Source organism: Shouchella shacheensis (assembly GCF_001484965.1).
Lineage (GTDB): Bacteria > Bacillota > Bacilli > Bacillales > Bacillaceae_D > Shouchella > Shouchella shacheensis.
Map to the genome: position 1 here is coordinate 18,406 of NZ_LLYY01000007.1, position 12,742 is coordinate 31,147.

At 46.0% G+C, this 12,742-nt stretch carries 11 protein-coding genes and 1 pseudogene; 10 read left to right on the top strand and 2 right to left on the bottom strand.

The features are described from left to right. Positions 1 to 248 precede the first annotated feature (248 nt). The 10 genes and pseudogenes from AVZ68_RS09295 to AVZ68_RS09345 all read left to right on the top strand — a co-directional run bounded on the left by AVZ68_RS09295 (position 249) and on the right by AVZ68_RS09345 (position 10,980). Positions 249 to 1,283 (top strand): tripartite tricarboxylate transporter substrate binding protein, encoded by a 1,035-nt coding sequence (locus tag AVZ68_RS09295; RefSeq protein WP_059104273.1) that lies wholly within the window; start codon positions 249 to 251, stop codon positions 1,281 to 1,283. A 64-nt stretch (positions 1,284 to 1,347) separates the two neighbouring features. After that, positions 1,348 to 1,875 (top strand): tripartite tricarboxylate transporter TctB family protein, encoded by a 528-nt coding sequence (locus AVZ68_RS09300; RefSeq protein WP_059104274.1) that lies wholly within the window; start codon positions 1,348 to 1,350, stop codon positions 1,873 to 1,875. 90 nt (positions 1,876 to 1,965) lie between these two features. Then, positions 1,966 to 3,404, top strand: a pseudogene (locus tag AVZ68_RS20700) (tripartite tricarboxylate transporter permease). A gap of 37 nt (positions 3,405 to 3,441) precedes the next feature. Next, on the top strand, positions 3,442 to 4,326 hold the full coding sequence (locus AVZ68_RS09310) for an isocitrate lyase/PEP mutase family protein (RefSeq protein WP_059104275.1): 885 nt from the start codon (positions 3,442 to 3,444) through the stop codon (positions 4,324 to 4,326). Further along, complete coding sequence (locus AVZ68_RS09315) at positions 4,319 to 5,335, top strand: AbrB family transcriptional regulator (RefSeq protein WP_059104276.1); 1,017 nt, start codon at positions 4,319 to 4,321, stop codon at positions 5,333 to 5,335. Before AVZ68_RS09310 ends, AVZ68_RS09315 begins: the two co-directional genes overlap by 8 nt. Before the next feature lie 1,327 nt (positions 5,336 to 6,662). Next, the gene (locus AVZ68_RS09325; protein WP_059104278.1) at positions 6,663 to 7,385 is read left to right on the top strand and encodes an ROK family protein; all 723 of its coding nucleotides are present in this window, start codon (positions 6,663 to 6,665) and stop codon (positions 7,383 to 7,385) included. Between the two features lie 217 nt (positions 7,386 to 7,602). Beyond that, positions 7,603 to 7,848, top strand: coding sequence for a hypothetical protein (locus AVZ68_RS09330; protein WP_059104279.1), 246 nt, complete (start codon positions 7,603 to 7,605; stop codon positions 7,846 to 7,848). A 1,256-nt stretch (positions 7,849 to 9,104) separates the two neighbouring features. Beyond that, complete coding sequence (locus tag AVZ68_RS09335) at positions 9,105 to 9,809, top strand: N-acetylmuramoyl-L-alanine amidase (protein ID WP_082676445.1); 705 nt, start codon at positions 9,105 to 9,107, stop codon at positions 9,807 to 9,809. After that, positions 9,802 to 10,095: a hypothetical protein gene (locus AVZ68_RS09340; RefSeq protein WP_059104281.1), complete on the top strand. Its 294-nt coding sequence runs from the start codon at positions 9,802 to 9,804 to the stop codon at positions 10,093 to 10,095. The genes AVZ68_RS09335 and AVZ68_RS09340 overlap by 8 nt, the downstream gene beginning before the upstream one ends. Positions 10,096 to 10,113: 18 nt before the next feature. Next, a complete protein-coding gene (locus AVZ68_RS09345; protein WP_059104282.1) occupies positions 10,114 to 10,980 on the top strand; it encodes a phage antirepressor in 867 nt (288 codons plus the stop codon). Positions 10,981 to 11,500: 520 nt separating this feature from the next. Here the strand turns inward: AVZ68_RS09345 and AVZ68_RS20875 are convergent. Beyond that, positions 11,501 to 11,632 carry a hypothetical protein gene (locus tag AVZ68_RS20875; RefSeq protein ID WP_281176606.1) on the bottom strand — a complete coding sequence of 44 codons (132 nt, stop codon included), beginning with the start codon at positions 11,630 to 11,632 and terminating at the stop codon, positions 11,501 to 11,503. A 531-nt stretch (positions 11,633 to 12,163) separates the two neighbouring features. Then, positions 12,164 to 12,286: a hypothetical protein gene (locus tag AVZ68_RS20880; RefSeq protein ID WP_281176607.1), complete on the bottom strand. Its 123-nt coding sequence runs from the start codon at positions 12,284 to 12,286 to the stop codon at positions 12,164 to 12,166. Positions 12,287 to 12,742: the final 456 nt, after the last annotated feature.

A 12,742-nucleotide genomic window follows, 5' to 3' on the forward strand; every position in this document is an offset into this window, starting at 1 on the left:
AAACCCTTTCCACAGAAAAGAGAGCTTTAAGCAAAGACAGGGGGGCGTAGCCTGTTACAAGTTGCGCACCGGTATGGGGGACGTGCATTTCATCCTCAATTGTTCTAGCTTTTGACGAACATCTGAAAGTCGTAAAAGCAATCGAATGTGAGGAGGCGGCAAAGGCAGAGCAAATGATGTAGGAACATATCGCAGCTAGCAGACATCAAACATTCTTAGTGATCAATACGTGAAAGGGGAGGTTGAGAATGTATAAAGTGTTCAAACGGTTATCGGTTCCTTTGGTTGTGTCGTCTGTTGTAGTGTTGACGGCGTGTGGAAGTGACAGCCAGGAAGAAGCAGTTGGAGAGAACGGGGAGATGACAGAATGGCCACATGACGAAATTACGTTGATTATCCCTTTTGATGCAGGCGGAAGTGTGGACGTGATGGCCAGGGGCATGGCTCCCTATCTTGAAGACGAATTAGGTGTTGATGTAAGGATAGAGAACCACCCTGGGGCATCTGCGCAAATTGGTGCTTCTCAATTTATAAATTCCCCTGATGATGGATCTGTCTTTTTTGTAGGAACGCAATTATACTTGAGTGCCAACATCGCTCTTCAAGGAGCGGACTTTAGCATTGATGATTTTGCGATGGTTAATTATGAACAGTTTGATCCGATTACGATTACTGTTCACGAAGACTCTCCTCACGAGACCTTGGATGATCTCATTGAAGACATTGAGAACAATCCGGGGGAGATCAGCTATACGACGATCTATGGAGGGGCGCTACATCTTACAGGGGTGCTCTTGGAAGATGTACTAGATATTGAATTAAGCCCTGTCTTTTATGATGGGGGCGGCGAAATGCGAAACGCACTTTTAGGACAGCACGCCGATTTTATGATCGGGAACGCAAATGGCGACTTGGCGATCGGCGATCAGGCACGAGTGCTGGCGGTTGCATCTGAGGATGAAGAAATTTTGAATATTTATGAAGGAACGGAATCTTTAAACGGATTATTGGATGACCGTGGAGTGGAAATTCCTGATATCGGGTCTGCCAGGTTCATTGCGGCCCATTCTTCCATGAAAGAAACCAACCCTGAGCTTTTTGATTATTTCGCTGAAGCTTATGAACGTATGTTTGAAAGTGAAGCGTACCAGTCGCATCTAGACGATCAAGGGGCGGACGTCGTCAGTAGTTTCATTGGACCGGAAGAAAGTGATGCGATGAATCTGGAGTTGCACGAGTTAGTCCTTCAATATGAATCTGAACTTATGAGCGATGAAAACTAGGCAGGCGGCCAAGAAGATAAAGCGTTCTCTCTTCTTGGCAATTGAAAGCGAGGTGTAACAAGTCATGATGGCTCATGGAAAATGGGAACTGGCTCATCGCTTGATTCTTCCTACTTTGATTTTATGTTTTAGCATTACTTACTTTATTGAAGTGAAGGCACTTTCTTCACAGGATCAATTGTTAATCAATCCAATTTTTTGGGTGGTGCTTTTTCTTTACCTGTTGGTGATAGTACAGGAATGCAAACAATGGAAACAAAAAAATGAAACGCTTGGGGATGTAAGCGCCACTACAGACATCAATCAAGAAAAAATGACGCTCGAGGATGCTGAAGCGATCACAAAAAGCGAGGGTGATGCAAGGCTTACAAAGAAAGTGTTTTACTATATGGTTGGAATTGCGTTGTACTTAGTATTAGTCGAACCCCTCGGTTTCGTCATTGTCACTTTGGCTTTTCTGTCTGTAATGATGCGGGTGCTTGGGACGAAATCTTTCAAAGTGCTCACGACTGTTCCCATAACCGTTGTGTTGATTATTTATTTTATCTTTGTGGAGGCGCTGGGTATCCCATTCCCTGTCTGGCCTTCGTAGGAGGTGGTAGGAATGATCGATTGGCATTCAGTGTTGGAAGGCACGATGATGCTCTTGGAATGGGAAAACTTCCTGCTCATTTTTCTTGGAATGATTCTTGGGGTCGTGCTTGGGTCCATCCCAGGGTTTACAGGTTCTCTTGGAATCGCAGTCATGCTGCCACTCACGTTTATGATGGATCCGCTGCCTGCGCTCGTCTTTTTGCTTTCGATTTATACTGGGGGCTTATTTGGAGGAGCGATCACGGCGGTATTGCTTAATACACCAGGTTCACCGGCTGCAGTGGCCACGACGATCGATGGGTACCCAATGACACAAAAGGGGTTATCTGGAAGAGCTTTGGGAATCGCAATTGCTTCCTCTTCCATCGGTGGGTTTCTAGGAATATTTGTGCTTTTCATTATCATTGAACCGCTGGCTAGTTTTGCTTTAATGTTTGGTCCGATTGAACTGTTTATGATTGCTGTCTTTGGTTTAACCATTATCGCAGCGTTAAAAGGCGGAAGTTTCGTAAAAACTCTCTATGCCGGTTTGTTTGGGATCCTATTAGGAACAATTGGCATGTCCAGCACAGGGGCGGTACGAGGGACGTTCGGTGAAGTGAATTTATTGGACGGGATCCCTCTTATTCCTGCCTTGATTGGGTTGTTTGCCATATCCGAACTTTTCTTCTTAGTGGACAAGAAGTACGTAGCCACTCAGCAAGTGAAGAGAAACAATGGTACTGAATTGTTGGATGGGATCAAGCGGGCGCTTAAATCTCCATTCAATATTGTACGCTCCAGCGGGATTGGTGTATTCATTGGTGCGCTTCCAGCGGCAGGCTCAACCGTTGCCAGTCTGCTCAGTTATAACGAAGCGAAGCGCGCTTCCAAAGATAAAGAACGTTTCGGAAAAGGGAATGAGGAAGGCGTAATCGCCGCAGAGTCCGCGAATAATGCTTCAGAAGGGGGGCGCTGGCAACGATGTTGGTGCTGGGTATCCCTGGAAGTGCATCTGCAGCTATGCTTTTAGGAGCCATTGTCATGCAGGGCTGGGTGCCGGGGCCAAGGTTATTTATTGACCATACCTCTGTCCTCTATGGGGTCATTATGGCTGAGTTTGTATCCATGATTGTCCTGTTTATTGTCGGCGCTGCTTTCTGTTTACTGGCAAGCAGAGTGGTTCAAGTTCCGACAAGAGTTTTGATTCCTGTGGTCACCATTTTTGCGTTGATTGGTGCATTTTCCGAACGGAATTTACTCTTTGATGCTTCGATCGTCTTTATTTTTGGGTTGATTGGATGGTATTTGAGAAGAAACGAATACCCAGTCATTGCCGTCGTATTAGGATTAATCTTAGGGCCGATTGCGGATCAGGAATTGCTTCGATCCGTCCAGCTGTACGGCGATCAAACCTGGTTGGCGTTTTTCCAGCGGCCCATCAGCCTGATTATGATGATGATTACGGTAGCGGGTGCATTAACGCCATTTATTCTTAAGAGGGTAAGGAAAAAGAGAATTGAAGAGTCTTCACAGCATTCGTTATGAAAAATAGATCAAATAAAACCAGTAGAGGTGTTTCACAATGTCTCGTAATGAAAGGTTTCATCATCTGCTTTCGACGGATGAATTCGTCGTCGCTCCCGGGGCGGCCAATGCGATCACGGCAAGATTAATCGAGGAAGCGGGGTTTCCCGCGGTTTATATAACAGGAGCCGGTATTTCAAATTCAATGCTCGGCGTCGCAGATGTTGGGTTGGTTTCTTTTAAGGAAGTAGTAGACCAAGTGCACTATATTACCGATGCAGTCAGCATTCCAGTCATTGCTGATGCAGACACAGGATTCGGAAATGCGGTGAATGTCATTCGAACCGTGAAAGAGTTTGAAAAAGCAGGAGTCTCAGCCATTCAATTAGAAGACCAAGTGACCCCGAAGAAGTGTGGGCATTTTGACGGAAAACAGATCGTATCGCAAGAAGAGATGGTGCTCAAAATTCAAGCAGCTAAAGATGCGAAAAAGGATCCATACTTTAAGATTATCGCCAGGACAGATGCGATTGCGATCGAAGGAATTGATGCGGCGATCGAGCGCGCTCATGCTTACGTAGAGGCAGGAGCTGACATCACGTTTGTAGAAGCGCCACGTAACGAGGAAGAAATGAGGCAAATCACTTCTGAATTGAACGGCGTTCCTCAGGTCGCCAATATGGTGGAGCATGGGTTAACCCCAATATTAAACAATGCGGAATTAACAACGCTTGGTTTTCGGATCGTATTGTATGCCAACTTTCTTCAGAGGAGAACCATTAAAGCCATGCAGGAATCCTTGCTTCAACTTAAGGAAGAAGGGTCGACAACATCTCAAATGAACGACATTATTACGATGGACGAGAGGAACCGAATAACCAATCGAGCTCGGATCAAAGAGTGGGAAAAACAATACATCCAGCTAAGCTCCCTGAGTGAATAACATTCAAAGACTTGCTTTCTGGCCCGTCGTCATTATCGTGGCGTCGATCTTTTATCTCCTAAACATTCCTGCTGGATTTCTCATCGGATCTTTATGCGTGGGAATGTACTGCAGCTTTTTCATTAAGAACACAAAGGTTACTAAGCAAGTGTTTCCTGTAGCGCTCGGGCTGATAGGGATTTCTTTAGGCAGTGCTGTCGATGTTCCGTTAATATGGGATTCAATTATGCGTTTTGGTTGGGCGATTGTGTTTGGGATAGCCGCCACTATCGGATGTGGGTTGGTTCTTGCGTTTATCCTTCACAGAAGCACAAGCATTGACAAGAAAACGGCCGTCTATTCATTTATCCCGGGCGGAGCTTCAGAAGTTCTCGGGCTTGCTGATCGTGATGGTGCCAATATTAGTATTGTGGCTGCCTTCCATTCTGTCCGAGTCATCCTCTTTGTCGGCTTTATCCCGGTTTTCGTTGGGGTGGGAGCAGGGCAGGGGACGAGGACGCGGGTGATTGCGGATATACTGTCTTTGGGCGCATCGATTCTCCCCATTGTTCTTATCTTATTCGCGGCGATATCGGTACACTATCTCTTCCCAATTCCAGCGGGTCCGTTATTGTTTTCAACGATCATCATGGTGTTGCTGGCCCCCTTCGCATCGTTCGAGGTTCCGGTCCTATTAGCTGGAATCGGACAAATGCTGATTGGTGCTTCGGTAGGTCTGCGTTTTAATCGGGAGACACTGCAGACATTACGGGAAATCAAGTGGACAAGTATTGGCCTTGTGGTGAGTATGGTTGGAATGACCATCTTGATTGGTGTTGCATTCAGTCTTTGGGCACGGGTCGACGTCTTTAGTGCAGTGTTAGGCTGGATCCCGGCTGGCGCTGGAGAAATGTCTTCTACTGCTATCGTTCTACAATTGGATGAAATGACGGTCATTACCGTTCAGCTTATTCGTTTGTATACCGTTTTCTTCTGTCTCCCTCTGTTTGTGTATTGGTTAAATAAATAGAACTAGGCAGAGGAAACGGAAAGGAGGCAGTTGCTGATCGATTCAGCTGCCTCATCGATTAGGAAGTAAGTGACAAAGGCTATATGTGTTAAACGGATACGGTTATTAACAAGCCATCCGCTTCTCCCCCCGTGCAACTGCAACGCTCCGCAAGCAGTTGTAGATAACCCAGTCTCGACATTTCTTTACGTGTTGTGCAGAACATTTCAGTAAGCTCCGCGTGCCTCCATTAAGTAACGTTTGACGTCGGTCATGACGAGCAGCGCTTCTTCTGCTTCAAGATACCAGACGAAACGGAATGCTTATCGATCCCATTTTCGTATTCTAGGACGGCTTGTTCGTTTGGTCAATGTCCGTCTAACTGCAAATGCCATTTGCCTAATAGGAAAACAAACGTGAGGGTCATTTTTTTAGATGAAAAATGAGAAGGAATGGGCAATAAAGAAAGTACTTTAACCGAAGGCCGTGATATACTATTGTTAATAAATGCTCACACTTGATAGTATTCATAAGTAAGGTGGTGATCAGGGTGAGCAAGGACGAGGAGGAAGAAAAACATGCCAACTCCCACTACGAATAGACAAATCAAACCCATCTCAGTTGAATTTGAAAACGAGGCAGATCGGGAGCAGTTTCTAAATTGGGCCGAGAGCAAGCGGAAAACTCAGTCTAAGGATCTGTTCAGAGCAAGAAAAGGCATTAGAAAAGCTAGAGCAATGCAAAAGAACGGAACATTCAAATTTGGACGCTAATATACTCCCGATCACGAAAATTGACAAAGAGCTAATTAAAAAATTTGATTGCAATGACGATGTAGTTAAGGAGTTTCTAAAAGAAGCCAGCCTAGCTATCATTCCAAAAATTTAGCAAAAACCCGTGTTTTTGCCACGGATGACAGCATCGTTGGGTTTTATACTCTTTTCGCAGATCATATAAGAGTGCCTAAAAGTAAAATTCTGAAACAAGGATGGGAAGAGTATGATGACCTTCCTGTTAAAATGCTTCCTGCTGTGAGGTTGCATTACTTGGGAAGAGATATTAAGTACGAAGGCAAGAAGTATGGCTCATCCATTTTATAAGAAGCTATGGGCAAATGCGTGCAGTTATCTGAGTCAGTTGGAATACCGTTTATCTGTTTGGAGTCCCCGCCTCATCGCGAGGAATACTACAAGGCTCATGGTTTTACTCGCATATCCATGGATATGATTATTCCAAAGGGAATTTTGAGGAGAAACAATCTTCAATTAACGGTCCATATTGCTTAATAATGGCAGTATTCTAAAATATTCATGACCCAAGGAACTTCGATAAAAAAGGGGGGATACCTGTGCTAGATAACTGGATATTTTTAGAATTGGGAGGATCATCTTCTCAAACAATTATATATGATCAATCAAAAGATTCTTTTAGCTTTCATCCCGGCATTCTAAATGCCGAAAAGTGTATTGCTCTAGCATGTCCGGGCCTTATAAAAGAAAATATGGTCTACTATGCAACCAACTTAGGTTGGCCAGATAAAGCTGATCCAAGAAAAGAATTAAATGCACCTAGTATTCAAATAGTAGAAAATGATGTGGTAGCAGCTAGTTTGGGGGAAAGTGTTCTGCGTTCAGAAAACTCGAACTTAATGAATTTACATTTCATCTCTTTAGGAACAGGAGTAGGTAGTGCTTCGGTTTTCAATAATCAAGCTTATGACTTAGATTTGGGCCACCTTCATATTGGTGGCAAGAATTATTGTGAGGGTTGTCGCAGTTTTGGATGCCTAAATTCAGAATTAGAATCAAAGCGTTTGCCGAAGTATTTAAGCAATAAGAACATCACATTTATTGCTGAAAAATTGGCAACAGCGATCGGTATCAAAAACATAAATTCAGATGCCCTCTTGGCATTAGGTGGGGGGATATCCAGGGGGTATCCCGAAATTGCCCAAAGGTTAGATGAACTTATCCCGAACAATGTGGAGGTAACGGTTACACCGGAGCAATCAAAATCAGCTGCTTTTGCAGGTTTGTATCACCTTGTGAGTCGAAGATTAATGGAGTTCTAACCAATATTGGAAAAGATTATTCCAGAATTGAGGCGCGATTGCAGCATAAAGCATTGTGCCCCTTATGCCGTATAAGGGCCATTTAAAGGCATTGAATATTATATTTGTTCACCAATCGAGGCGCGATTGTTGAATAGCTAAAAGTTACTTGGAGCTAATCGTTTGAATATGGTCATCCTTTATTTGTGTTTATAATGAAGGCATGGAGGGATGTAAAATGAGATGGGAAGAAGCCCGAGAACTATTTCCTAATCAGTTTCTTTTAGTTTCCATTTTAAATTACCATTATGAAGGTAACAAAAAGATAATTGATGAGGTAGCTCCAATACGACCAATCAAAGATGAAGATGCGAATAAAGCTTTTTTCAATGCAGAAGAAGGAACATTGGTTTACCATACTGAGAATACAGATTTTGTAATCCATATACGTAAAGATCCTTTAATGAAAGTGAGAAGGATCTAATGAATCTATTTTATGATGGGCAACTTATCACAACTTCTTTAACTGTCACATTCCGTGGGGAGGCACTAAGAATAGATAATGTGGTCGTGGATACCGGATCCTCTCATACTGTTATTTCACCAGATATTTTAGAAACAATTGGAGTAACATAGGAGAACGGTGACACGATTTATGAAGCATATGGGATTGGCGGCAGTGTTCCATTTTATACAAAAAACATGGACAAAATACAGATAGACTCATTCATTGTTAAAGACTTCCAAGTGGATGTAGGGTTGTTGCCTAAGGAACATAGTGCAATGCTCGGATTAGATATTTTAAAACAACATAATTTCGTCATTGATTTAGAAAGTTTAGAACTGTACTCTTCAAAAGAGGGAATTACAGTATTTTTCCGCATTTCAAGCGCGGCGCTTTTCTTGCCATCTTCCTTCTCGCTTTCGTTTAAGGTTAGGTATTCAACTTTCGGACACGAAAAGCGCGCCTGGCCCACTGGTATAAGGGAATTGGGTGTAGCTATTCTGGATAGGAACGATCCTCGTACCGACAAGAGGAGCTTCAATCGGACAAGAGGAGAGCTCATACGGACAAGAGCGAGCCTCCATCGGACAAGAGGAGAGCTCATACGGACAGGAGCGAGCCTCCATCGGACAAGAGGAGAGCTCATACGGACAAGAGCGAGTCTCAATCGGACAAGAGGAGAGCTCATACGGACAGGAGCGAGCCTCCATCGGACAAGAGGAGAGCTCATACGGACAGGAGCGAGCTTCAATCGGACAGGAGGAGTGCTTATACCGACAAGAGCGAGATTCAATCGGACAGGAGAAGCAACACCCCCGGGGTTCTCTCCTACTAACAAAGAAACAGGGATTCCACTGTGTTTTTCAACTCGGAAAGTTGAGTTAGGTATTTCTCGAGCCTCTCCAATTCTTTTTCCTTAATTCAAGTGTTACATATTGAGAGGTAAGCACGTAAAAAAGGAATGATATTCACCCTTAATTAAACGTTTGATTAACCCACAAACGCAGCCTCCCCCTCCCCCTCAAAAAACTCCACAACAAATAGTTGTATTATTCTAAAATCTATTGTTTTTCCCTTTCAGCCCATAGTACAATCGAATCAGCCGGTGGGATACCCATAGGCTTATACGGAATTTTTCACGAGTGATGAACCGGACGATCACGGTGGCGCTCAGTGGAGAAGATTACCGGCTTCGCCGCGCTGAAAAGACGATGAAAGAAGAAAGGGTGTAACGAATGAGGAGACCAACGAGAATCATGCTCGATCCGGCGCATGGCGGGAGTGATGCGGGCCTTCAACGGAGGGGCGTTCAGGAAAAAGACGTCACGGCACGGGTGGTTGCCCGCATCCAGGACGAGCTCAATAAGGCGTATGACGTCGAGGCCCGTGTGACGAGGGTGGGGGACGAACCGATGCGCGCGGAAGAACGAGTGGAATGCGCGCAGGAATGGAACGCCGACTGTCTCGTTTCCGTTCATGTCACGAGCGATTCGGCACAGACGCATGGGTCGTTTATTCACCCGGGAAGCGGAAGAGTGAACCGCTTCCTGCAGCAGTACCTGAATCAAGGGATGACGGAAGCGTTAGACCAAGAGGTGGAAGCGGGCGAAACGGAGAGTGACATCCTCTCGCTCGCCCTCATGCCAGCGATTCTCACAATCAGCCCCGTTTCGGTCAAGGAAAACGAGAGCGTTTGTATTGAGCGAGTCGTGCAGGCCCATGTGCGTGGCCTTGTCCAAGCCTATAACCTGCAGCGAGCCACAAGGACGATTGATCCGCCGGGCCAACCGGTCGCGTGTCAACCGCTGGTGTACGATCTTGTGATTAACGGACGCTCGCTCGGTGCGTTTGCGGAAGAGGAAGGCTTGCTCCAACAGATCCAGGGGCACATCGGCTGGGCCACAACGATTCAATTGGAGAGGGTGAGAACGCATGGGTGAATCGGCCTTAACCGCAACGATTAAGAAAATTGAGATCATCAACAAGTCACGAAAAGAACAATGGTACCAATCCGTGCAAATTGTCCTCGCGGATATTGAGTTGAACAACGAAAATTTGATCGCGCTGAGGAAGTTTAGGCCTAATGAGGTGGTACATGTGTCGATTGAGTCGGCACAGCAGAGTTTGTTTCCGAAGCGGCAGGGGAAAAGCGAGCTCATGGAAGGGATTGTCGGGGAAGACGAGGATGAGAGCGGGCAGACGGTCGAGCGGGTATTCCAATTTTAAAAAAGGGGAGATGGAGGCATGGAGCAGGTGGAGCGGATTTTCATGTATCACGCGCAGAAGGTACGAACCGTCGTCAAGGGCGGGGAGGTCTGGTTTGTCGCCAGGGATGTGTGCCATGTGCTCGGGCTGGCACGGACAAACAGTGTGCTTCGTAAAATTGGGCCGAACCAAAAGGGGAAGCATCGGATGCTGACCCTTGGAGGATCGCAGGAGCTCTCGATCATTAATGAAGCCGGATTGTACAAGCTCACCTTCCGCAGCAACAAGCCGGAAGCCGAGCGATTCACCGACTGGGTCACAGAAGAGGTGCTGCCGAGCATTCGCAAGCACGGCGCCTATGATGCGAGGGAGCGAGAGGAGCGGCCCTCGTATGCGATCGACGATGCGATCGAGCGGGCGAAGCGCTGGGTCTGGGAGCAGGAGCAGATCGTGGCCTCTAGAGAAAAGGCGAGCTATGCCGAGCGCATTCTGCTTGCGCCCACGACGCTGACCGTGACACAAATCGCCAAAGAGTACGGAATGTCGGCGCGGACGCTGAACCTGATTCTAGAGGCAGAAGACGTACAGTACCGAGTGCGCGGGCAGTGGATCTTGAAAGCAGCCTACCAGGGGGAGGGGTACACGCAGTCGCGCACATTTGAGATCCTGCGGGTGGACGGAGGGACGACCGTGGTTGTGCAGACCGATTGGACACAGAAGGGACGGTACTTTATTGACCGGTTGCTTGCGGAGCGGGGGTATGTGGTGGGGGGGAGGTGTAGTGGGGGAGGACGGATCTCGCGGGGGTCTCGCAGATCGGGGTCGTTTTACGTAGATTGGGGCTGTACTCACGCAGATTCAGGGCTTGCTCACGCAGATGGGGTTCTTGCGCTCCTTTGTTACTAATAACGACGTACAATCAATGAAAAAGAACAGGCGATTCGAGCATTGCGTCAGTTTCTCATAGGAAGGGTCAACTTCTAGGTTGAAAACGATGTGTAGACAGCGCTGAAGAGTGAATATTTTTCGAGATCATCCACCCCAAAATTCGCCAAGTGCGGGATAATTGAGCGATATAAAAACCTATAATATTGGCATTTTGGGGGATTTTTTGATGATGACAAGACGGAATGGGCTTGTCTTTTTTGCCAAAAAAGACAAAAACTTTACTGGTAAATTTTACATGTGGATAACCTGACATAACCTTTCGTACATTTTTTCTTAACGTGTACTCCTCAGAGCTGTTGAGTGGAAAGAGTATTTGCAACCAAAGAACATTTTATGTATAATGAGGAAAAGACGTAAGAATAATAAAAAGACCAATCAGCTGTAACTGATTGGCGGAGATCTGACTCTTTGGGTTAGATGCTTTAAAATTTGTTTTCACAAATAACCCCTCTTTACGAGTTCTGGCGCTCTAGAGGGGTTATTTGCGTTTATCGTCCCACCATTTAAAAACAATCGGCAAGACAATCAAAGCAACAAAAGCAATGGCTATATGCGCTAGTTTGTCTGCTACTTCTAGAAGTAGCTCGATTGTTCGGTAGTCGGACATCATAAACGGATGGCACCTCCTTTCTTCAGAGGTGTCACCGAACCCATAGAGCGTTAGTGATCTCACTTGGCTATCTTGTAATCTATTATATCAAACGAATCGCCTGATTACGATTGATAGAGAATGACTACAAGCAAAATCGTTAGCATGGCTGGCAAACCAGAGGGACAATTCGTTTGGCATCAACACTCCCACATTCATCTATGTACGGATGAGCCCGGATCATGGAATGTAACATTGGTACCATCTCAAGGGGGCAGAATAATGGAGTAGTCTACATTGTGCGAAAGGAGTGCAATCGTGTGGGTTTTCAGATGTAGAGCGATTGTATGTAGGAGAGGAGCCAAACGTATGTGTAGATCTGTCGCTTGTAAAGAGAGGCAAAGAAGGGTATAATGAAAGCAAGGAAAGCGAACGATAAAAAGACCTATTGGTGCTGATACATCAATAGGCGGGCGCATGGCCTTACAACACTAAGGTTGGCGCATGTGTTGATCACAATAAGCCCCTACTAGAGTTGGTTGCTCAAGGGGCTTATTTCTGTTTGTCTATCAGCCACAGCACTAGAGGGACCCCTACGGCTGCGGCCGCAATAAAGAGCATTGCGACGTTTGTTGCTGTAGAGATCACTAAATCCAGTGCTTCATAAGCTGACATCCGGGCCAACACCTCCTTTCTCAGAAGGTGTCGCCAAGCCCCAGAGCTATGATGGACCGTGCGTCACTTGGTTATCTTCTCTTTATTCTATCATGGAAAAAGCATAACTGCGCAGTTTAAGGTGTGAAAAAGGAATTCGCTTTTTTAGGAGCGAGTTCCTTTTTTTGTCTGAAGAGAGGGATCGTTAGGGTCGGCTGTAGCTTTCGGCATTTGCAGCAGGACGCCTGGGCGTTTCTATGTTACCGATTCAACTTTCGGACACGAAAAGCGCACCTCATCCACTGGTATAAGGGAATTAGGTGCAGCTATTCTCGACAGGAGCGAGCCTCATACCGACAAGAGGAGCGTTCAAACCGACAGGAGCGAGCTTCATACCGACAAGAGGAGCGTTCATACCGACAGGATCGAGCCTCATACCGACAGGAGACGCACCAATCCCCAGGGTTCTCTCCTACC